Consider the following 22,539-nt stretch of genomic DNA (forward strand, 5'->3'; position numbering starts at 1 on the left):
GGTCCCGTGACCGGGAGTAGGCTTGACCGGTGTCCTGACCCCCGCGCACCCGTCCGGTGAAGTCGTCGAATCCCGCGTGTCCCGACGCGGATCCGTCGGCGCCGGAGCGTGCGGGCGCACCATTCGCTCGGCCGGTCGATCGCACGGTGGCCGTTCGCCGCCCGAACTACTACTTGCATAGTACAAGTATTGCTCACCGCAATGATGCGGAGTAACGTTCCCGACGCAATCGGTGACCCGCCGTGACCGCGGGCGACCGGACCGTGCTCCCACCCCGCCCGTGTCCAGCCGTCCGCGGCATGCCGCGGTGCGCCGTCGGACGTGCGGAAGGGGTACGGGGCGTGGGGCGTCGGGGAGCGGTCGAGCGAGGGGAGCGGGCGGCCGCGGCCGCCGCCGAGCAGCTGCTGCGGGCGGGCGGGCTGCTACGGCGCACGCCGACGACGCCGGACCTGCGGGCCGTCTACCGCGCCGACCAGAAGGTCAACGACGCGCCCTACCGGGAGCGCTGGGCGCACGACAAGGTCGTCCGGTCCACGCACGGCGTCAACTGCACCGGCTCCTGCTCCTGGAAGGTCTACGTCAAGGACGGGATCATCACCTGGGAGACCCAGCAGACCGACTACCCCTCCGTCGGGCCGGACCGCCCCGAGTACGAGCCGCGCGGCTGCCCGCGCGGCGCCTCGTTCTCCTGGTACACCTACTCGCCGACCAGGATCCGCTACCCGATGGCGCGCGGCGTCCTGCTGGAGATGTACCGCGAGGCGAAGGCGCGGACCGGCGACCCGGTCGCGGCCTGGGCGGACGTCACCGGCGACCCCGGGCGCCGCGCCCGCTACCAGGCGGCGCGCGGCCGGGGCGGGCTGGTGCGGCTCGGCTGGGACGAGGCGCTGGAGATCGCCGCGGCCGCGCACGTCCATACCATCGCCGAGTACGGGCCGGACCGCGTCGCCGGGTTCTCCCCGATCCCCGCGATGTCGATGGCCTCGCACGCGGTCGGCGCCCGGTTCATGTCGCTGATCGGCGCGCCGATGGTGTCGTTCTACGACTGGTACGCCGACCTGCCGATCGCGTCGCCGCAGGTGTTCGGCGACCAGACCGACGTCCCGGAGTCCGGCGACTGGTGGGACGCGGCGTACCTGATGCTGTGGGGCTCGAACGTCCCGGTCACCCGGACACCGGACGCGCACTGGATGGCGGAGGCCCGCTACCGCGGCCAGAAGGTCGTCGTGGTCTCGCCCGACTACGCCGACGCGACGAAGTTCGCCGACGAGTGGCTGCACCCGCACCCCGGCACGGACGGCGCGCTCGCGATGGCGATGGGCCACGTGATCCTCACCGAGTTCTTCGTCCGCCGCCAGGTGCCCTACTTCACCGGCTACGCGCGCCGCTTCACCGACCTGCCGTTCCTGGTGGAGGTGGACGAGCGCCCCGACGGGACGTGCGTGCCGGGCAAGTTCGTCACGGCCGCCGGCCTCGGCGACGGCACCGAGGCGTCGGCGTGGCGGCCCGTGGTCATGGACGGGGCGACGGGCCGGGCGGTCGCGCCGAACGGCACGCTCGGCGACCGCTGGTCGCGGCGCGGCGAGGGCCGCTGGAACCTCGACCTCGGCGACGTCGAGCCGCTGCTCACGCTGCACGAGCCCGGTACGGAGACCGCCGAGGTCCTGCTGCCGCGCTTCGACGTCGACGGCGGCGGCGAGAACGGCACGGTGCGGCGGGCGGTTCCGGTCCGGACGGTCGCCGGGCGCCGCGTGACGACCGTGTTCGACCTGATGCTCGCCCAGTACGGCGTCCGCCGCGACGGCCTGCCCGGCGACTGGCCGGACGGGTACGGCGACGCGGCGCAGCCGTGCACGCCGGCGTGGCAGGAGACGATCACGTCCGTGCCGGCGAACGCGGCGGTGCGGGTGGCGCGGGAGTTCGCGGCCACGGCGGAGAAGACCGAAGGCCGCTGCATGATCCTCATGGGCGCCGGCACGAACCACTGGTTCCACTCCGACACCGTCTACCGGTCGTTCCTGTCGCTGCTGCTGCTGACCGGATGCCAGGGCGTCAACGGCGGCGGCTGGGCGCACTACGTCGGGCAGGAGAAGGTGCGCCCGCTCACCGGCTGGCAGCAGCTGTCGACGGCGGCGGACTGGGTGCGGCCGTCCCGGCAGATGGCGGGCACCCCGTACTGGTACATGCACACCGGCCAGTGGCGGTACGAGCGGTACCGCGCGGACGCGCTCGCGTCCCCGACCGGGCGTGGCCTGTTCGACGGCCTGCACACCGCCGACCTGGTCGCGCGGTCGGCGCGGCTCGGCTGGATGCCGTCCTATCCGACGTTCTCCGCGAACCCGCTCGACCTCGGCCGCCGCGCCCGCGCGGACGGCCGCCCGGCGGGGGAGTGGGCGGCGGAGGAGATCGAGGCGGGCCGGCTGGGCTTCGCCTGCGAGGACCCCGACGCCCCCGCGAACTGGCCGCGCGTCCTGACCGTCTGGCGCGCGAACCTGATCGGCTCGTCGGCGAAGGGCAACGAGTTCTTCCTGCGGCACCTGCTCGGCACGGGCGACAACGCCTCCGCGCAGGAGGCGCCGCCCGGGCACCGGCCGCTGGAGGTGACCTGGCGGGACGAGGCGCCGCGCGGCAAGCTCGACCTGCTGCTCGCGCTGGACTTCCGGATGACCTCGACCACGCTGATGGCCGACCTCGTCCTGCCCGCCGCGACCTGGTACGAGAAGCACGACCTGTCCAGCACGGACATGCACCCGTACGTGCACGCGTTCTCCCCGGCGATCAGCCCGCCGTGGCAGGCCCGCACCGACTTCGAGATCTTCCACGGGCTCGCGGAGCGGCTCGGCGAGCTGGCCGCCGGCCGCCTGGACACCGCCTGCGACCTCGTCGCAACGGCCCTGCACCACGACACGCCCGGCGAGACCGCGCAGCCCGGCGGGCACGTGCCCGACTGGCGGGCCGGCCACGACCCCGTCCCCGGCTTCAACCTGCCCGGCTTCACGCTCGTGGAACGCGACTACACCGCGATCGCCGCGAAGCTCGCCGCGTTCGGGCCGCTCGCCGAGGACGAGGGCATGACGGTGAAGGGCGTGACCGTCCACCCGGGGCCCGAGGCGCGGTGGCTGGCGGCGCGCTGCGGGACGTCGGCGCACGAGACGACGCTCAGACGGCCGCTCCTCGACACCGACGTGAAGTTCTGCGAGGCGATCCTCGCGCTGTCCGGCACCACCAACGGGCGCCTCGGCGCCGAGGGGTTCGAGCGGCTCGCGGAGCGCTGCGGGCCCGCCGGCGGCCTCGACGCGCTCGCCGAGTCGGTCGCCGAACGCCGCGTCGTGTTCAGCGACACCCAGCAGCGGCCCGTCCAGGTCGGCGCCAGCTACGAATGGTCCGGCAAGGAGGCGCCCGACCGCCGCTACTCCCCGTTCACCGTCAACACCGAGCACCGCAAGCCCTGGCACACCCTCACCGGACGCCAGCACTTCTACCTCGACCACGACTGGATCGCCGAGCTCGGCGAGCAGCTCCCGGTCTACCGGCCGCCGCTCGACGCCGCCGCCGTCTGCGGCGACCCGCATCCCGGCGGCGGCGGGCGCTCGGTCACCGTCCGGTACGTCACGCCGCACTCCAAATGGTCGATCCACTCGGAGTACCAGGAGAACCTGCTCATGCAGACGCTCGCGCGCGGCGGCCCCGTCATCTGGATGAGCGTCGCGGACGCCGCGCAGATCGGCGCCGCCGACAACGACTGGATCGAGGCGGTCAACCCCAACGGCGTCGTGGTGGCGCGCGCGATCGTCTCGCACCGGATGCCCGCCGGGACCGTGTTCATGTACCACGTCCAGGAACGGCTGGTGAACGTCCCGAAGTCGGAGGCCACCGGCCGGCGCGGGGGCGTCCACAACGCCCTGACCCGCCTGCTCATCAAACCCAGCCACCTCATCGGCGGGTACGGCCAGCTGTCCTTCTCGCCCAACTACTACGGACCCACCGGCAACCAGCGCGACGCCGTCACCGTCATCCGGCGCCGTTCGCAGAACGTGGAGTACTGACATGCGCGTGATGGCCCAGGTGGCCATGGTGATGAACCTCGACAAGTGCATCGGCTGCCACACCTGCTCGGTCACCTGCAAGCAGACCTGGACGAACCGGGAGGGCACCGAGTACGCCTGGTTCAACAACGTCGAGACGCGTCCCGGCCAGGGATACCCGCGCGGCCACGAGGACCAGGACAGGTGGAAGGGCGGCTGGAAGCTCAAGCACGGCCGGCTCGTCCCGCGCGCGGGAGGCCGTGCCCGGCGCCTCGCCCGGCTGTTCGCCAACCCGGAGCTGCCCTCGCTCGACGACTACTACCAGCCCTGGACCTACGACTACGAGAACCTCACCTCGGCGCCGCTCGGCGACGACGTGCCGACCGCCCGGCCGCGGTCGCTCGTGGACGGCCGCCCCACCGACGTGACGTGGGGCCCGAACTGGGACGACGACCTCGGCGGCGGCCCGGACGTCCTCGCCGCCGACCCCGTCCTGCGGAAGATGAACGACCGGGTCCGGCTGGAGTACGAGCAGGCGTTCATGTTCTACCTGCCGCGCATCTGCGAGCACTGCCTCAACCCTTCGTGCGTCGCGGTCTGCCCGTCCGGCGCGATCTACAAGCGGATCGAGGACGGCATCGTCCTCGTCGACCAGGACCGGTGCCGCGGCTGGCGGATGTGCGTGTCCGGCTGCCCGTACAAGAAGGTGTACTTCAACCACCAGACCGGCAAGGCCGAGAAGTGCACGTTCTGCTACCCGCGCGTGGAGGCGGGCGCGCCGACCGTCTGCTCGGAGACGTGCGTCGGACGGCTCCGCTACCTCGGCGTCATGCTGTACGACGCGGACCGCGTCGGCGAGGCCGCGAGCGTGCCCGACGAGCACGACCTGTACGAGGCGCAGCTCGGCTGCTTCCTGGACCCCGACGACCCGGACGTCGCGCGCGCCGCGGAGGAGTCCGGCATCCCGCACGACTGGATCACCGCCGCGCGCCGCTCGCCCGTCCACGCGCTGATCAACCGGTACCGGGTGGCGCTGCCGCTGCATCCGGAGTACCGGACGATGCCGATGGTCTGGTACGTGCCGCCGCTGTCGCCGGTCGTCGACGCGGTCACCGCGGGCGGCCACGACGGCGAGGACCCGGCGAACCTGTTCGGCGCGATCGACTCGCTGCGCATCCCGCTGGAGTACCTCGCGCACCTGTTCACCGCGGGCGACACCGCGCCGGTGGAGGCGGCGCTGTGCCGGCTGGCGGCGATGCGCGCGCACATGCGCCGCATCAACCTCGGCGAGGAGCACGACCCGGAGATCGCCCGCGCCGTCGGCCTGGACGAGCGGGCGATCGAGGAGATGTACCGGCTGCTCGCCCTCGCCAAGTACGAGGAGCGGTACGTCATCCCGACGACCTACAACGGGACCGTCCCCGACGACGTCGCGGGCACCGGTTGCAGCCTGGACGGCGACGGCGGCCCCGGCATGTACCCGAGCGATGTGGAGGGATTCCACGTCCCGCCGCAGCGTGAGCCGGTCGCGGCGGCGGAGTTCAGCGGGCCCGGCGACCCGGGCGGCCGCGACGAGCTGAAGGGGCGCGTCAACCTGCTCAACTGGAACGGGCGGGGCCGGCCGCGCGGGCTGTTCCCGCGCCGCTCCGAGGAGAACGGCCTGTGAGCGGCGCACCGGTCCGCAGCGCGCCGGTCTACCAGGCGGCGTCGCTGCTGCTCACCTACCCCGACCCCGAGACGTGGCCGGAACGGGTGGGCGCGGTCCGGACAGCCCTGCGCGAACCAGCGGTTCTCCACGGATCACCCGCCGGGTGCGGCGACGCGCTGCTGCGCTTCTGCGGCGAGGTCGACGGCGTCGCACCCCTCGAACTGGCCGCCCGGTACGTCGCCACGTTCGACCGCACCCGCCGACGCACCCTGGACCTCACCTACTACACCGACGGCGACACCCGCCGCCGCGGCGGCTCCCTCGCCCGGATCAAGGCCGTCCTGCACGAGCACGGCTGGGAGCCCGGCGGCGGGCGGCTGCCCGACTTCCTGCCCGTGCTGCTGGAGTTCGCCGCCCGCTGCCCCGACCCCGGCGAACGGCTGCTGTGCGAGCACCGGCCCGGCCTCGAACTGCTGCGGCACGCCCTCGACGCCTACGGCAGCCCCTACACCGGCGTGCTCCTCGCCGTCCGCGACGCGCTCCCCGGGCCTGGCCCGACCGCCGCCGACCGCGCCGCCGTCCGGGAGCTCGCCCTCGGCGGGCCGCCCGCCGAGAGCGTCGGGCTCGAACCGTTCACCCGTCCCAGCCGAGCCCGAGGAGGCGTCCGGTGACCCATCTCGACATCGCCCTGTGGGGCGCGCTGCCCTACATCGTCCTCGTCGTCCTCGTCGCGGGCTCGGCCTGGCGGTACCGCTACGACCGGTTCGGCTTCACCACCCGCTCCAGCCAGATCCACGAGTCGCGGCTGCTGCGCGTCGGCGGGCCGCTGTTCCACTACGCGCTGCTGTTCGTGATCGGCGGGCACGTCACCGGGCTGCTCGTCCCCGAGATGGTGACGGACCGCCTGGACGTCAGCGAGAACTCCTACCACGACGTCGCGCTGATCATGGGCGGGAGCGCGGGCGTCGCCGCCGTCGCCGGGCTGGCGATCCTGCTGTACCGGCGGCTGCGCGTCCCGGCGGTGCGCCGCGCGACGAGCGGCACCGACCGCGCCGTGTACCCGCTGCTCGCCGCCGCCATGCTCGGCGGGCTCGTCGCGACCGCGTCCAGCCTCGCCAACCCCTACGACTACCGGCTCGGCGTCTCGGTCTGGTTCCGCAGCCTGTTCGACCTCGACCCGGACGTCGCCGCGATGGCGCACGCGCCCTTCGTCTACCGGTTGCACGCGCTGCTCGGCATGGCGATGTTCATGCTGTGGCCGTTCAGCCGGCTCGTCCACGCCCTCACCGCGCCGGTCTGGTACCTGGCCCGGCCCTACGTCGTCTACCGCTCGCGGGCCGTCCCGTACCGGCACCCGGCTGCGCGTCCCGGCGACACCCGCCCCACCGGCGCGGGCCGCACGCCGCGATAGGCCGTGCAGGCTGGCGGGCGCTTGAGGGACAGCGGGCGGGTCAGCGGGAGCGGGCCCGGCGCACGCCCGGGCCGGACAGCCCGAGCGGGTCGTCGACCAGCCCGCCGACCCGGCGGACCTCCTCGAACGGGTCCACCGCCAGGTCGTCGGCCACCGCGGTCAGCGAGCGCAGCGCCGACACCAGCGCCGCCCGCTCCTCCTCGGCGAGCCGCGACACCAGCGCGCCGACCTCCGCGCCGCGCCGCGACGCGACCCGGCGCACCAGGTCGCAGCCCCGGTCGGTGAGGCTGAGCAGCACCTCGCGCCGGTTGGCCGGGTTGGTGCGCCGGTCCACCAGCTCGACCGACTCCAGCCGGTCCACCATCCGCATCGCGTTCGACGGGTTCACCCCGAGCGTCGCCGCCAGCAGCGCCATCTTCACCGGCCCGTAGCCGGCCAGCACCATCAGCGTGCGCAGCTGCGGCAGCGTCAGCGAGTCGTCGATGGACGCCAGCGCCCGCGCGGAGACCGCCATCAGCAGCCGGGACGCCGCCATCACCGCCGTCGTGACCTCTTCGGCCTCGGCGAGTCCGGCCTCCTGAGCGGGCCCGTCCCCGCCGGTGCGCCCGCGGGCGCCGCGGGACGGCTCAGGAGGCTCGGTACTTCGTTCTGCCATGTGCGTTCTTACCCCGTACCCGGACGTCACCTGGCGTTCACCCTAACCCGCCGTTTTTGACTTGGTTGCTAATAAGGCCGACCGACCCTGTGACGCATCTTCATTCCGCGCCGCGCCGCCCGTGGGGGACAGTCATCAGCGTTCACTTTCCGGACCCACCCCTGGAGCGAGGAATGCGACTTCGGACCCTGCTCACCACGGCGGCACTGGGGGCCGCCCTGGCCGCGCCGGTGCTGACCGCGCCGCAGGCCGGGGCCGCGCCGCCGGGCTGCGACGCCACGGACGCGCAGATCTACGCGGCCCCCGGCGCGGTGACCGGGAACCCGGGAGACCTGCTCGCCTGCCGTCCGGCGAAGCTGACCAACATCCCCGGCGACGTGCCGATGCACGCCTGGAAGGTCAGGTACGTCTCGACCGACGCCAAGGGGCAGAAGATCGCCGTGTCCGGGACCGTCGCGGTGCCGGACGCCGACTGGAAGGGCGCCGGGTCGCGCCCGACCGTCGCCTTCAACCCCGGCACGCTCGGCTCCGGCCTGCAGTGCGCGTTCTCCAAGCAGCTCGCCGGCCAGTACGTCGACATGTACGAGGGCGGCAACCTGCAGCTCATGCTCAAGGCCGGGTACGCGGTCGCCGCCACCGACGGCGTCGGCTACCTCGACGGCCAGGTGCACACCTACATGGTCGGCGCGAACGCGGGGCACGCGCTGCTCGACATCGTCCGCACGTCCCGGCAGATCCCCGGCGGCACGCTCAAGGCGGACGGCGACGTCGGCATCTCCGGCTACTCCGAGGGCGGCGCCGCCGCGCTGTGGGGCGCGCAGCTCGCCGCGTCGTACGCGCCGGAGCTGAAGGTCGTCGGCGCGGCGGCGGGCGGCGTGCCCGGCGACCTGAAGCTGACCGCCAAGCAGCTGAACGGCAGCCTGTTCGCCGGGTTCCTCGCCGACGCGCTGGTCGGCCTGCACGCCGCGCACCCCGAGATGCCGTTCGACGACCTGATGAACGACAAGGGCCGGCAGGCGATCAAGGACGTGAAGTCCAACTGCCTGTACGGGACGCTCGCGGTGTTCCTCGGCGCGAAGGCCGAGAACTTCTCCACGCAGGGCCTGTCCCTCGACCAGATCTACGCCCTCAAGGGACCGGACGGCACGAGCTGGGGCGACATCGTCGACCGGCAGAAGCTCGGCGTCGACATCGGCACGCCGTCCTCGAACGCCAAGTACAAGATCGGCTTCCCGGTCTTCCAGTACCGCGGCTGGCTCGAGGAGATCATCCCGCACGAGACCGAGGACGGCACCCACGCCGCCTACTGCTCGGCCGGCATCAACACGACCTGGAAGAACACCTACCCGACCGAGCACCTGTCCACCGACTGGGGCGCCGCCGGGGACGTGACGAACTTCCTGGGCGACCGGTTCGCCGGCAAGCCCGCGCAGGGCAACTGCTGAACCACCGCCCCGCCCGCGGGGACCGGGCCGCCGCCCGGGACCGGCGGGCGGGGCCTCCGCACTCATGTCCCTCCTCCGCACTCATGTCTCTAAGGAGTCCGCAATGACAGCGGGTGTCGCCGACGCCGGCAGCAGAACCCCGCAGCCCGACATCTCCGGCACCGTCCCGATCCCCGAGCGCATCGCGGTCGTGGTGTTCGTGGTCGGGCCGGTCATCGGGCTGCTGTGCACCGTCCCGTTCCTGTGGGGATGGGGGATCGGCTGGTCGGACATCGCGATCTTCGCCTTCCTGTACCCGCTGAACGCCATCGGGATCACGGTCGGCTACCACCGGCACTTCACGCACGGCGGGTTCAAGGCCAAGCGGTGGCTGCGGATCGCCCTGGCGATCCTCGGCGGGCAGGCCATGCACGGCTCGGTGATCCGCTGGGTCGCCGACCACCGCCGCCACCACAAGTACTCCGACCAGGACGGCGACCCGCACTCGCCGTGGGCGTACGGGCCGGGCGTGTGGGGCCTCACCAAGGGGCTGTACCACGCGCACATGGGCTGGCTGTTCAGCAAGGAGCGCACGTCCCGCAGCAAGTACGCGCCCGACCTGCTGAAGGACAAGGACATCCGGTTCCTGTCCCTCGACCCCGTCTACGCGCTGATCGTGCTGTCGACGTTCCTCGTCCCGATGGGGCTCGGCGCGCTGCTCACGCAGTCCTGGCACGGCGCGGTCACCGCGCTGTTCTGGGCCGGGGTGATGCGGGTGTTCGTCGGCGACCACATCACGTTCTCCATCAACTCCATCTGCCACGTGTTCGGCAAGGAGGACTTCAAGACCCGCGACAAGGCCCGCAACGTGTGGTGGCTGGCCATCCCGTCGTTCGGCGAGTCCTGGCACAACCTGCACCACGCCGACCCGACCTGCGCCCGGCACGGGGTGCTGAAGGGCCAGATCGACATCAGCGCCCGCGTGATCTGGCTGTTCGAGAAGCTCGGCTGGGCCTGGGACGTCCGCTGGCCCGACTACGAGCGCCTCGAAGGCCGCCGCGTCCGCCGCGGCGGGCCCGCCGCGGAACCGGCGGCCGCGGAGCCGGCCGCCGCCGACGCCGTCTCCTCCTGACTCGTCCCTCCCGTACCAGGAGCTTTGTGAGCATGACCGACCTCCCCGCCCTCGACCGCACCCCGCTGATCGAGCGGCTCGCCCGGTTCGCCAAGGACTTCCCCGACGACCGGGCCTACACGTTCATGGACTACATGGCCGACCCGGACGGCGTCGCCACCGACGTCACCTGGGGCGAGCTGGACCGGCGCGCCCGCGCGACCGCCGCGGCGATCCGCCGCGCCACCTCGCCGGGGCGGCGCGTCGCGCTGCTCGCCCCGCAGGACCTGCACTACGTCACCGGGTTCCTCGGCGCGATGTACGCCCGCGTCATCGGCGTCCCGCTGTTCTCCCCGGACCTGCCGGGGCACGGCGACCGGCTGCTCGCCGTCTACCAGGACGCCGAGCCCGACGTCGTCATCACCACGAGCGCGTCGCTGCCGGCCGTCCGCACGTTCCTCGCCGGCGACGGCGTCCGCGAGCCCGCCGAGATCATCGTGGCGGACGAGGTGGACGGCGCGCTGGACTGGATCCCCGAGCCGATCGACCCCGACGACGTCGCCTACCTGCAGTACACGTCCGGGTCGACCCGCACCCCGGCCGGTGTGATCATCACGCACGGGAACTTCGCGACCAACGCCGAGCAGCTGTGGCGGACGTTCGAGGGCATCCCGCGCGAGTCGTCCGGCGTGAACTGGCTGCCGGTCTTCCACGACATGGGCCTGGTCACCACGGTCGCGCTGCCGCTCGTCTACGGCAACCCGGGCGTGATCATGGACCCGGTCGCGTTCGTGATGCGGCCGGTCCGGTGGCTGGAGCTGCTCAGCAAGCAGAAGCACGCGTTCACCGGCGGCCCGAACTTCGCCTACGAGTACCTCACCGCGCAGGTCACCGAGGAGGAGAAGGCCAAGCTCGACCTCAGCGGCGTGCAGGTGTTCATGAACGGCGCCGAGCCGATCCGGGAGAGCACCCTCACCGGGTTCTACGAGGCGTTCAAGGACTGCGGGCTCAAGCCGGAGGCGCAGGTGTGCGCGTACGGGCTCGCCGAGGCGACCGTGTACGTGTCGGCGTCGTCGCGGTTCCGCGAGCCGACCCGCGCCGCGTTCGACCACGAGGCGCTGCGCCGCGGCACCGCCGAGCCCTGCGCCGCCGACGCGCCCGGCGCGATCCAGCTGATCGCGTGCGGCACGTCCTTCGGCCAGCACACGATCATCGTCGACGCCGACACGGGCGTGCAGAAGGCGGACGGCTCGGTCGGCGAGATCTGGGTGCACGGCCCGAACGTCGCGGCCGGCTACTGGGGACGTCCCGAGGCCAGCAAGGAGACGTTCGAGGCCGAACTCGCCGGCAACATCGGTGACCTGCCGCGCGGGCCGTGGCTGCGCACCGGCGACCTCGGCGTCCGGCACGGCGGCGAGCTGTTCGTCACCGGCCGGATCAAGGACCTCGTCATCGTCGACGGCCGCAACCACTACCCGCAGGACATCGAGTTCACCGTGTCCAACGCGCACAAGGGCGTCCGCCGCGAGTACACCGCGGCGGTGTCGGTGGACGTCGATGACACCGAGGGCCTGGTCGTCGTCGCCGAGCGGAACCGCCGCGTGCCGATCGCGCTGCTGGACGTGGACGAGGTCGCGCAGGCCGTGCGGACCGCCGTGAAGCAGCAGCACGACCTGCGCGTCCACGACTTCGTGCTGATCGAGCCGGGCGGCATCCCGCGCACCAGCAGCGGCAAGATCGCCCGGTCCGCGTGCCGGAAGGCCTACCTCGACCGGACGCTGCCGTACGTCACCGTCCCCGCCCGGGAGGACTAGGGCGCGGCCGTCACTGCTCCCCGTCGCCTGCGTCGCGCAGCCAGACGGGGAGCAGCAGCATCAGCTCCAGCCGCAGCGCCGGATCCTCGATGTCGTAGTCGAACAGGTCGTGCAGCTGCGCGAGCCGGTACCGGACGGTCTGCGGGTGCACGCACAGCGCCTCGGCGGCGTCGGTGGCGTTGAACCCGTGCTTGAGGCATTCGAGCAGCGTCATCGCCAGCCGGCCGCCGCGGTGCGGGCCGAGCTCGGTGAGCGGCGCGAGCCGGCGCTGCGCCGTCGCCTCCGCGAGCGTCCAGCCCTCCTGCAGCAGCAGCTCGGGCAGGTGGTGGTCCGCGCGGACGAGCCGCCCGGGCGCCGCGCCGGCGGGGTCAGCGGCGGCGCCGAGCCGTCCGGCGGCCATCAGGTCGAGGGCCCGGTGCGCCCAGTGCAGGGACACCCCGGCCTCCTCCAGCGGCACCGACGGGCCGATCGCGCCCGTCCAGCCGGAGACGGTCGCGGTGAGCCGGTCGGCGCCGCCGGGCCGGTCGGGGTCGGGCATCACCAGGCACGGGCGGCCCCGGTCGACGCCGCTGAGCAGGAACGGCGGCAGCCCCGCCGGGCCCTCGCCGCCGCTGCCGGGCCGCGGGTCCAGCACGATCACCGCGATCCGCTCCGGCAGCGCCCAGCCCGCGAGCCCGGCCTGCTCCACGACGATCTCGCGCGGCGCCGGCGGGTGCGAAAGCAGCAGGCTGAGCAGCCGGCCGCGGCGCTGCTCCCGCTCGCCCGCCGCCTTCTCCCGCGCCCGCGCGTACCCCTGTGCGGCGGCGGAGGCGAGCAGGTCCAGGTAGGCGAAGTTCACCTCGGTCAGCGCGATCGCCAGCTCGCGCGGCTTCTTCAGCCGCTCGGCCTCCCGCGACAGGTACCGCCAGGCCGTCCGGGACGCGACGCGCAGCGCGTTCTGCAGGTGCTCCAGGCTGCGCCCCTCGACGGCCTCGCCGTAGCCGATGTCGAAGAAGACCTGGTGGACCTCCTGCCAGGGCGTGTCCGGGTCGGCGATCATCTGCACGAAGTGCCCCATGCCCTGCGCCACGGCGCCGCGGATCACGTCGGTGTAGACGGGGTCGTCGGGCCGGGCGTACTCGGGGACGTTGCGCAGCACCCCCTCGACCATCGTGTCGACCAGGTCCGGCAGGTGGGGCCGCATCCACCGGGCCTCCTCGCGCGGGACGTCGCGCCAGGGCTGCGCCGACAGATCGTCGGTCTCGGCCGACCCTTCGTACAGCTCTGTCAAAGTGTCACCTCCGTGAGCGGACACCCGGGCCGCCAGGCTAGGTATCCCGCGTCCCGCGCGACACTCACAGGAGTGACAAGCCGGCCCGGGCTTTGGTACGGGACGGATTGATTTCGCGCAGCGAAATACGAAGGCCAATGCCTTCCGGGCAAGAGAACACAAGAAGTGCCGCGGCGCCTTGTCACATTTCGCGGAAACGGTCGCTACGGCGGGGGCAGCGTGAGGAGGAGCACGGCCGCGCCTGCGGCCACCAGCCCGGCCACCTGGCCGGCCGACAGCCGTTCGCGCAGCGCGGTCACGCCCCACAGCACCGGCACCACCGGGTACAGCGACGACAGCACCACCGCGATCACCACCAGCTGCCGGGCGGTGGCCAGCAGGTAGAGCGCGAGCGCCGCCGCGGCGACGGCACCCGTCACGAGCGCGTACACCGTGGTCCGAGCCTCGGGGAACCGAAGCGGGCGCGAGCGCGCGAGCATCGGCGCGATCGTCAGGACGGCCGCCACGCGTCCGGCCGCGACCGGCCACAGGCCCGCGTCGTCGCCGGCCTGCGCGAGGGCCAGGTACTGCACGCCGATCCCGGCGCTCGCGACGAGCCCGTTGACGATCGCCGACCGGGCCCGGTCCCGCTCGTCCGAGCGCGACCGGGAGACCAGCCACAGGGCGGGCAGGACGACCGCGATTCCCGTCCAGGCCATGAGGGAGGGCCGGTCGCCGAGAAAGGCCACGCCCACCAGTACGGGAAGCGCGACGCCGCCGACGGCGCTGACCGGGACGACCACGCTCATCGTTCCCCGGCTGATTCCCCGGTAGAGGAACACCATCGCGATTCCGGTCCCCACTCCGGACGCGAACCCCCACGCGATGTCCTGCCACGCCAATTCGCGCACGGGGACGAAAAGGGCCGCGACGACCGCGCACGCCAGCCCGCCGACCTGGCCGAGGAACGCGACCGTGCGGAAATCCGCTCGCCGCGACAGCAGCCCGCCCGCGACATCGGCGATGCCGTAGCAGAGCGCCGACCCGAGCGCGAGCAGGGCGCCCGTCACGGCGCATCCGCGGCCGTCTCGCCGCCGGCGGCGTCGCGTTCCGCCTGCCCGACGGGACAGACGGCGCCGTCGGTGCAGCATCCGCGGTCGCATAGGCGGCACATGGACTCCGCGTCGCCTATCTCGGCGTACAGGCCGGTCAGGAGCTTGCCGAGCAGGGCGGCGAGGCTGTCGCGCTCGTCCGCGTCGAGGGCGGCGAGGGCGGTGGCGAGCGGCGCGCCGCGCGCTGCGAGCACCGCGTCCACCGCCTCCTCGCCGGCCGGGGTCAACCGCACCTCGACCCCGCGGCCGGGGCCGCGGTCGCGCCGGGCGAGCCCGGCGGCCTCCAGGCCGTCCAGCATGCGGGCGGCGGCCGACTGGGTGAGGCCGACGCGGCGGCCCAGCTCGGTGACGCCGAGGCCGGGCGCGTGCGCGAGCACGACCAGGGCGCCGGCGCCGCTCGCGCTGACCCCGGCGGCCCGGGTCGCGCCGCCCACCGCGAGGTCGGTGACGGCCAGCGAGGCGGCGCCGAGCAGGTTGGCGAGGCGATCATGCATGACTCATGCATAACAAGCGCCGGCGGCCCGTGCAACCCCTGCGGGCGGGCCTCGGGCCGGACCGTTTGGCGTGCGATCCTGACGGGTAGCCCCTGCTGGTCTCGTGCGCCGCCCCGGAGCTCCGCGGCGCCGCTCGCAACGGAGGTCGCCGCATGGATCGTGGACCCGCGCCGGTTCCGGCGCCGCCGGGCGAGCCGGACGGGCGGCGGCGCATCCCGCGCACGGACGCGCTGCTCGCCGACCCGCGGCTCGCGGAGGCGGCGGCGCGGCTCGGGCGCGGGGTGGTGAAGGCGGCGGTGGTCGCGGCGCAGCGCCGCGCGCGGGCGGGCGAGATCCCGGTGGGCTCGGTCGCGGACACGGCGGCCGAAGCGCTGCCGGGCACCGCGGCCGGGCTGCGGCCCGTGCTCAACGCGACCGGCGTGCTGCTGCACACCAACCTCGGGCGCGCGCCGCTGTCGGACGCCGCGCGCGAGGCGATGCTCGTCGCGTCCGGCGCGACCGACGTCGAACTCGACCTCGCGACCGGCGCGCGGGCGCGCCGCGGCCGGTCCGCGCTGGCCGCGCTGCTGGACGCGGTCCCGGCGGCGGAGGCGGCGCACGCGGTCAACAACGGCGCGGCGGCGCTGGTGCTGGCCGCGACGGCGCTCGCCGGCGGCGGCCGCGAGATCGTGATCAGCCGCGGCGAGATGGTGGAGATCGGCGACGGCTTCCGCATCCCGGAGCTGCTCGCCGCGACCGGCGCCCGGCTCCGCGAGGTCGGCACCACCAACCGGACCTCGCCGGACGACTACGCGGCGGCGGTCGGCCCGGACACCGGCTTCATCCTCAAGGTGCACCCGTCGAACTTCCGCGTCACCGGCTTCACCCGCGCGGCCGGCGTCGCGGAACTGGCCGGGCTCGGCGTCCCGGTCGTCGCCGACATCGGCTCCGGCCTGCTCGGACCCGAGCCGCTGCTGCCCGACGAGCCCGACGCGGCCACCTGGCTGAAGGCGGGCGCCGACCTGGTGACCGCGAGCGGCGACAAGCTGCTCGGCGGCCCGCAGTGCGGGCTCGTCCTGGGCAAGGAGGAGTACGTGCGGCGGCTGTCCCGGCATCCGCTGGCGCGCGCGCTGCGCGTCGACAAGCTGACGCTCGCCGCGCTGGAGGCGACCGTCCGCGGCCCCCGCACGCCGACGGACGAGGCGCTGCATGCCGATGTGGAGGTGCTGCGGGAGCGCGCGCGGCGGCTGGCCCGGCGCCTGCACGAGGCCGGTGTCGACGCCGCGGCCGTCGACAGCGAGGCCGCGGTCGGCGGCGGCGGCGCGCCCGGCGTCGTCCTGCCGAGCGCGGCGGTGTCGCTGCCCGAGCCGTACGCCGCGCGGCTGCGGCAGGGCGCGCCCGCCGTGATGGGCCGCGTCGAGGACGGCCGCTGCCTGCTCGACCTGCGCGCCGTCCCGCCCGGCGCGGACGACGCCGTCGCCGCCGCGGTGGCCGCGGCCACGGAAGGACGGTGAGCATGCACGTCGTCGCGACCGCCGGGCACGTCGACCACGGCAAGTCCACGCTGGTCCGCGCGCTGACCGGGATGGAGCCCGACCGGCTGGAGGAGGAGCGGCGCCGCGGCCTCACCATCGAGCTCGGCTTCGCCTGGACGGACCTCCCCGGCGGCGGGCCCCTCGCCTTCGTCGACGTCCCCGGCCACGAGCGGTTCGTCGCGACCATGCTCGCCGGGGTCGGGCCCGTGCCCGCCGCGCTGTTCGTCGTCGCCGCCGACCAGGGCTGGCAGCGGCAGTCGCAGGAGCACCTCGCGGTGCTCGGCGCGCTCGGCGTCCGGCACGGGCTGCTGGCCGTCACCCGCCGCGACCTCGCCGACGCCGCGACCATCGCCCGCGTCCGCGGCGAGGCGCTGGAGCGGATCGCCGCGACGTCCCTCGGCGAGGTCGCCGCGGTCGAGGTCAGCGGCGCCACCGGGCAGGGCCTCGGCGACCTGCGCGCCGCGCTGCGCGACCTCGCCGCCGCGCTCCCCGAACCCGACCGGGCCGCCGACGTGCGGCTCTGGGCCGACCGCGTCTTCACCGTCCAGGGCCGCGGCACGGTCGTGACCGGCACGCTCGGCGCCGGGACGGTCCGCGTCGGCGACCGGCTCGCGGTCGGCGGCGAGACCGTCCGGGTCCGCGGGCTGCAGAGCCTCAAGGAGCGGCGCGACGAGGTCGGGGCCGTCGCCCGCGTCGCCGTCAACGTGCACGGCGGCACGGACGCGATCCGCCGCGGCGACGCGCTGCTGACCCCCGGACGCTGGCTCCCCACCGAGCTGATCGACGTCCGGCTGCACGGCGACCCCGCCCGCGACCTGCCGCGGTACCTCGTCCTGCACATCGGCTCGGCGGCCGTCCCGGTGCGCGTCCGCGCCCTCGGCGAGGACACCGCGCGGCTCGCGCTGGAACGGCCGCTGCCGCTGCGCGCCGGGGACGCCGCCCTGCTGCGCGACCCCGGCCGGCACCGCGTCCCGGCTGGGGTCGCGGTCCTCGACGTGCGGCCCGGGCCGTTCGCCCGGCGCGGCGCCGCCGCCGCGCGGGCCCGCGAGCTGGCCGCGATGGGCGCCCGCCCCGACGGCGCCGCCGAACTGCGCCGCCGCGGGCTCGTCCGCCGCGCCGACCTGGTCGCGATGGGCGTGCCGCCGCCGTCCGAACCCGTCGCGGGGGACTGGCTCGCCGACCCCGGCCACTGGGACGACCTGCGCCGTCGTCTCCACGGCGCCGTCGAGCAGCACGCGAAGGAGCACCCGACCGACCCCGGGCTGCCCGCCGAGGCCGCCCGCCGCGCCCTCGGCCTGCCCGACCGCGCCCTCGTCGAGGCCCTCGCCACCGGGCTGCACCGCCGCGACGGCCGCCTCTACGGCACCGCCACCGGCCCCGAACTGCCGCCGCACGTCCGGCGGGCCGTCGACGCCGTCCGCCGCGACCTCGCCGGCGCCCCGTTCAACGCGCCCGACGCGGGCCGGCTCGCCGAACTCGGCCTGACCCCGAAGCTGATCGCCGCCGCCGCCGCGAGCGGCGCGCTGCTCAGGGTCGCCGACGGGATCGTCCTGCTCCCCGGCGCCGACACCCGCGCCGCCGAACTGCTCGCGAAGCTCGACCCGCCGTTCACCCTCAGCGAGGCGCGCCGCGCGCTCGGCACCACCCGCCGCGTCGCCGTCCCGCTGCTGGAGCACCTCGACGAGCAAGGCCTCACCGTCCGCGTGGACGACCTGCGCCGGCGCTGCACCGAAAGGACCCCATGAGTTCCAAGCGGCTGACCCAGTACGCGCACGGCGGCGGCTGCGCCTGCAAGATCCCGCCCGGCGAGCTGGAGGAGGTCGTCGCCGGCCTCGCCGCCGCCCCCGCCGACCCGAACGGCGAACTGCTCATCGGCCTCGACACCGGTGACGACGCCGCCGTCGTCACCCTCCCCGACGGGCCGGGCGGCCCCGCCGTCGTCGCCACCGCCGACTTCTTCACCCCCGTCGTCGACGACCCGTACGACTGGGGCCGCATCGCCGCCGCGAACGCCCTGTCCGACGTGTACGCCGTCGGCGGCCGCCCGCTCGTCGCGGTGAACCTGCTCGCCTGGCCCCGCGGCGTCCTCCCGTTCGACCTGGCCCGCGAGGTGCTGCGCGGCGGCCTGGACGTCGCCGCCTCGGCGGGCTGCCACGTCGGCGGCGGCCACAGCGTCGACGACCCCGAACCCAAGTACGGCATGGCCGTCACCGGTGTCGCCGACCCGGCCCGGCTGCTCCGCAACGACACCGGCAAGCCCGGGACGCCGCTCACCCTGACCAAGCCGCTCGGCGTCGGCGTCCTGAACAGCCGGCACAAGGCGACCGGCGAGGTCTTCCCGCACGCCGTCGCGTCCATGGCCGCCCTCAACCGGGACGCCTGCGCCGCCGCGCTCGCCGCCGGCGCAGAGTGCGCCACCGATGTGACGGGCTTCGGCCTGCTCGGCCACCTCTACAAGCTCGCCCGCGCGTCCGGCGTCACCGCCGTCGTCGACGCCGCCGCCGTCCCCTACCTGGACGGCGCCCGCGACGCCGTCCGCGACGGCTACGTCAGCGGCGGCACCCGCCGCAACCTCGACTGGGTCGCCCCGCACACCGACTTCGGCGCCGCCTCCGAGGAGGACCGCCTCCTCCTCGCCGACGCCCAGACCTCCGGCGGCCTCCTGGTCGCCGCCGAACTCCCGGACCAGCCCGTGATCGGCGAACTGATCCCCGCCACCGACCACCCCCTCCTCATCCGTTGACTTGCGGCGTGTCGGCCTTATGGAGCGCTTCATAAGGCCGACACGCCGCAAGTCGACGTCAGGCTTCGGTGCCGGTTCGGTCGGTGATGCCGGCTCGGTCGCGGTAGGAGCGGACCAGGGCGAGGGCCGCTTCGCCGCGGGGGCGGCGGCCCGGCCGGATGTCGCAGGCGATCGCCTTGGCCTCCTGGATGTGGGAGTTCGGGTCCAGGGCGAGGTGGAGCAGCTCGTTGGCGGAGTCGCCGCGGCTGTAGCCGTTGGAGCCCCAGTGGTAGGGCAGGCCGATCTGGTGCAGGACACGGCCGTCCATCGCGAGCGGGGTCAGCCGGTCGGTCACCATGACGCGGGCCTCGATGACGCCGCGCGCGCTGACGATGGTGGCCCAGCCGCTGTGCTCCAGGTCGCGTTCGGCCGCGAGCTCCGGCGACACCTCGCAGAAGAACTCCGGTTGCAGCTCCGCCAGGTACGGCTGCCAGCGCGACATGCCGCCCGCCGTGTGATGCTCGGTGAGCCGGTACGTCGTCGTGACGAAGGGGAACACCGCCGCGCCGGGACTGTCGCCGCTGGGCTCGTAGAGGTTCGCGGGATGCGGGTCGATGAGGTGCCGGACGGGGTTGCGCCGCTGCTTGTACAGCAGGTTCTCGAACGGCGACTCCTGCGGCTCGTAGTGCGTGGGCAGCGGGCCGTCCATGAGCCCGGCGGGGACGTACAGCCACGCCTTCCCGTCGGCCTGCATGATGAACGGGTCGTTGCCGGCGAGGGCGTCGGCGCCGGTGGAGCCGTGCGGCGGCTTGTAGTCGGGCGCCTTGTCCGCGACGAAGTCGGGCACGTCGTGGCCCGTCCATTCGCCCTTCTCGGCGTCCCACCAGACGAGCGCCTTCCGGTCGCTCCACGGGTTGCCGTCGGGGTCGGCGGACGCCCGGTTGTACAGGATGCGGCGGTTCATCGGCCACGCCCAGCCCCATTCGGGCGCCACCCAGCTCTGGTCCTTGCCGGGCTTGCGGCGGGCCGGCTGGTTCACGCCGTCGGCGTAGCAACCGGCGTAGATCCAGCAGCCGCAGGCGGTGGAGCCGTCCTCCTTCAACTCGGTGTAGGACGACAGCGGGTTCCCGTCGGCGTCGCGGCCGTTGATCTCGGCGAGGACCGCCTCGGCGTCCGGCTCGGCGGTGCCGCTCTCCACCGGGTAGTCCCAGGTCAGGTCGAGGACGGGCCGGTCCATCTCGTCGGACGAGCCGGCGAGCTTGGCGCGGATGATCCGGCCGAGATGGTAGGTGAACCACAGCTCGCTGCGCGCTTCGCCGGGCGGTTCGACCGCCTTGTGGTGCCACTGCAGCATCCGCTGGGTGTTGGTGAAGCTGCCGTCCTTCTCGGTGTGCGCGGCGGCCGGCATGAAGAACACCTCGGTGCCGATGTCCTCGGTGCGCATCTCCCCGGTCTCGATCTCCGGGCCGTCCTTCCACCACGTCGCCGACTCGATGAGGGAGAAGTCGCGGACGACGAGCCAGTCGAGGTTCGCCATCCCGAGCCGCTGCATCTTCGCGTTCGCGGACCCGACGGCCGGGTTCTCGCCGAGCAGGAAGTAGCCCTTGCAGGTGCCGTTGATCTGGGCCATCACCGTCTCGTACGTGCTGTGCGAACCGGTGAGCCGCGGCAGGTAGTCGAAGCAGTAGTCGTTGCCGTCGGTCGCCGCGTCGCCGAAGTAGGCCTTCATCAGGCTGACGAAGTAGGAGCGCATCTCGCCCCAGAAGCCCTTCTTGGCGGCCTCCGCGGCGATGAACGCGTCCAGGTCCTCGTTGGCGTGGGCGACCGGCATCGGGATGTACCCGGGCAGCAGGTTGAACAGCGTCGGGATGTCGGTCGAGCCCTGGATGGAGGCGTGGCCGCGCAGCGCGAGGATGCCGCCGCCAGGACGGCCGATGTTGCCGAGCAGCGTCTGCAGGATCGCCGCCGTCCGGATGTACTGGACGCCGACGGTGTGCTGCGTCCACCCCACCGCGTACGCGAACGCGGTGGTGCGGTCCCGTCCGGAGTTCTCCGTGACCAGGTCGCAGACCTGCAGGAACTGGTCGCGCGGCACGCCGCAGATCCGCTCCACCATCTCCGGCGTGTAGCGGGAGAAGTGCCGCTTGAGCACCTGGAACACGCACTTCGGGTGCTGCAGCGACGGGTCGCGGTTCGGGTCGCCCTCGCCGAGCGCCGTGCCGCCGGAGCCGGTCGCCTCGGCGTGTCCCGACGTCGCCGTCTCGACGCGCGCGTCGTACTCCATGTCGCGCTGGCCGGCCGCGGCCTGCATCTCCAGGCCCTCGTACCGCCAGCTGTCCGGGGTGTAGCAGCGCCCGTTCGGGTCCAGGCCGGAGAACACGCCGTCGAGGTCCTCGGTGTCGCGGAAGTCCTCGTTCAGGATCACCGACGCGTTGGTGTACTCCAGCACGTACTCGCGGAAGTACTTCTCGTTCCGCAGGACGTGGTTGACGATCCCGCCGAGGAACGCGATGTCACTGCCGGCGCGCAGCGGGACGTGCACGTCCGCGAGCGCGCTGGTGCGGGTGAACCGCGGGTCGACGTGCACCAGCTTGGCCCCGCGCGCCTTCGCCTCCATCACCCACTGGAACCCGACCGGATGGCACTCGGCCATGTTCGAGCCCTGGACGACGATGCAGTCGGAGTTCTGCAGGTCCTGCTGGAAGGTGGTCGCGCCGCCGCGTCCGAACGAGGTTCCCAGACTGGGAACGGTGGACGAGTGTCAAATGCGGGCCTGGTTCTCGATCTGTACGGCGCCGAGCGCGGTGAAGAGCTTCTTGATCAGGTAGTTCTCTTCGTTGTCGAGGGTGGCGCCGCCGAGGCTGGCGAACCCGAGGGTACGCCGCGTCCGGTTGCCGTCCTGCTCCCACTGCCAGCCGTCGCGCCGCGCCGCGATGACGCGGTCGGCGATCATGTCCATGGCGGTGTCGAGGTCGAGGCGCTCCCATTCGGTGCCGTGCGGACGGCGGTAGAGCACGTGCCGCTCGCGCGCCGAGCCGGTCGTCAGCTGGAGGCTCGCGGACCCCTTCGGGCAGAGCCGGCCGCGGCTGACGGGGGAGTCGGGGTCGCCCTCGATCTGGACGACCTTGTCGTCCTTGACGTACACGTTCTGGCCGCAGCCGACCGCGCAGTACGGGCAGACGGACTTGACGACCTGGTCGGCGGTGCTCACCCGTGGCGCGAGCCGCTCGCTCACGCCGCTCTTGGCGGCGGCGCCGCGGCCCAGCGGGTCGTCCCCGGTGACCTGGCGGTACACCGGCCACGATCCGATCCACTGGCGGACGCCCATCCCGACCCCCTCACCTCGTCGGGCCGCCTCGT

At 73.8% G+C, this 22,539-nt stretch carries 15 protein-coding genes; 10 read left to right on the forward strand and 5 right to left on the reverse strand.

Annotated features, from left to right (window positions below):
- Positions 1–299: 299 nt before the first annotated feature.
- Genes J4709_RS31235 through narI form a run of 4 tightly spaced genes read left to right on the forward strand, consistent with a single transcriptional unit; the run spans position 300 to position 7,084 of the window.
- A complete protein-coding gene (locus J4709_RS31235; protein ID WP_208245994.1) occupies positions 300–4,046 on the forward strand; it encodes a nitrate reductase subunit alpha in 3,747 nt (1,248 codons plus the stop codon).
- 1 nt (position 4,047) lies between these two features.
- A complete protein-coding gene (gene narH / locus J4709_RS31240) occupies positions 4,048–5,691 on the forward strand; it encodes a nitrate reductase subunit beta (protein WP_232384301.1) in 1,644 nt (547 codons plus the stop codon).
- A complete protein-coding gene (gene narJ, locus J4709_RS31245; protein ID WP_208245996.1) occupies positions 5,688–6,344 on the forward strand; it encodes a nitrate reductase molybdenum cofactor assembly chaperone in 657 nt (218 codons plus the stop codon). Before narH ends, narJ begins: the two co-directional genes overlap by 4 nt.
- On the forward strand, positions 6,341–7,084 hold the full coding sequence (narI, locus tag J4709_RS31250; RefSeq protein WP_208245998.1) for a respiratory nitrate reductase subunit gamma: 744 nt from the start codon (positions 6,341–6,343) through the stop codon (positions 7,082–7,084). The genes narJ and narI overlap by 4 nt, the downstream gene beginning before the upstream one ends.
- Positions 7,085–7,124: 40 nt before the next feature.
- Here the strand turns inward: narI and J4709_RS31255 are convergent, their stop codons facing one another.
- On the reverse strand, positions 7,125–7,739 hold the full coding sequence (locus J4709_RS31255; protein ID WP_208246000.1) for a MarR family winged helix-turn-helix transcriptional regulator: 615 nt from the start codon (positions 7,737–7,739) through the stop codon (positions 7,125–7,127).
- A 173-nt stretch (positions 7,740–7,912) separates the two neighbouring features.
- Between J4709_RS31255 and J4709_RS31260 the strand changes: the two genes are divergently transcribed.
- The 3 genes from J4709_RS31260 to J4709_RS31270 all read left to right on the forward strand — a co-directional run bounded on the left by J4709_RS31260 (position 7,913) and on the right by J4709_RS31270 (position 12,088).
- On the forward strand, positions 7,913–9,184 hold the full coding sequence (locus J4709_RS31260; RefSeq protein ID WP_208246002.1) for a lipase family protein: 1,272 nt from the start codon (positions 7,913–7,915) through the stop codon (positions 9,182–9,184).
- Positions 9,185–9,287: 103 nt separating this feature from the next.
- Complete coding sequence (locus tag J4709_RS31265; RefSeq protein ID WP_208246004.1) at positions 9,288–10,295, forward strand: acyl-CoA desaturase; 1,008 nt, start codon at positions 9,288–9,290, stop codon at positions 10,293–10,295.
- A 32-nt stretch (positions 10,296–10,327) separates the two neighbouring features.
- Positions 10,328–12,088 carry a fatty acyl-AMP ligase gene (locus tag J4709_RS31270; protein WP_208246006.1) on the forward strand — a complete coding sequence of 587 codons (1,761 nt, stop codon included), beginning with the start codon at positions 10,328–10,330 and terminating at the stop codon, positions 12,086–12,088.
- A gap of 10 nt (positions 12,089–12,098) precedes the next feature.
- On the opposite strand, the gene J4709_RS31275 is transcribed toward J4709_RS31270, so the two are convergent.
- The 3 genes from J4709_RS31275 to J4709_RS31285 form a co-directional block, all read right to left on the reverse strand.
- Positions 12,099–13,358, reverse strand: coding sequence for a PucR family transcriptional regulator (locus tag J4709_RS31275; protein WP_232384302.1), 1,260 nt, complete (start codon positions 13,356–13,358; stop codon positions 12,099–12,101).
- Between the two features lie 203 nt (positions 13,359–13,561).
- Entirely contained in the window at positions 13,562–14,407 is an 846-nt protein-coding gene (locus tag J4709_RS31280; protein ID WP_208246007.1) for an EamA family transporter, read from the reverse strand.
- A complete protein-coding gene (locus J4709_RS31285) occupies positions 14,404–14,943 on the reverse strand; it encodes a MarR family winged helix-turn-helix transcriptional regulator (RefSeq protein ID WP_208246010.1) in 540 nt (179 codons plus the stop codon). The genes J4709_RS31280 and J4709_RS31285 overlap by 4 nt, the downstream gene beginning before the upstream one ends.
- A gap of 152 nt (positions 14,944–15,095) precedes the next feature.
- On the opposite strand from J4709_RS31285, the gene selA reads away from it, so the two are divergent.
- From selA to selD, 3 genes are read left to right on the forward strand one after another with little or no spacing between them, the layout of a single operon-like run.
- Positions 15,096–16,436, forward strand: a complete 1,341-nt coding sequence (selA, locus tag J4709_RS31290) for an L-seryl-tRNA(Sec) selenium transferase (protein ID WP_208246012.1) — start codon at positions 15,096–15,098, stop codon at positions 16,434–16,436.
- Between the two features lie 2 nt (positions 16,437–16,438).
- Positions 16,439–18,202, forward strand: a complete 1,764-nt coding sequence (gene selB / locus J4709_RS31295) for a selenocysteine-specific translation elongation factor (protein ID WP_208246014.1) — start codon at positions 16,439–16,441, stop codon at positions 18,200–18,202.
- Positions 18,199–19,200, forward strand: a complete 1,002-nt coding sequence (gene selD / locus J4709_RS31300; protein ID WP_208246015.1) for a selenide, water dikinase SelD — start codon at positions 18,199–18,201, stop codon at positions 19,198–19,200. Before selB ends, selD begins: the two co-directional genes overlap by 4 nt.
- A gap of 58 nt (positions 19,201–19,258) precedes the next feature.
- Here selD and fdh read toward each other — a convergent pair whose 3' ends face one another.
- On the reverse strand, positions 19,259–22,507 hold the full coding sequence (gene fdh / locus J4709_RS31305) for a formate dehydrogenase (protein ID WP_208246017.1): 3,249 nt from the start codon (positions 22,505–22,507) through the stop codon (positions 19,259–19,261).
- Positions 22,508–22,539: the final 32 nt, after the last annotated feature.

It is taken from the genome of Actinomadura violacea (genome assembly GCF_017573465.1).
Lineage (GTDB): Bacteria > Actinomycetota > Actinomycetes > Streptosporangiales > Streptosporangiaceae > Spirillospora > Spirillospora violacea.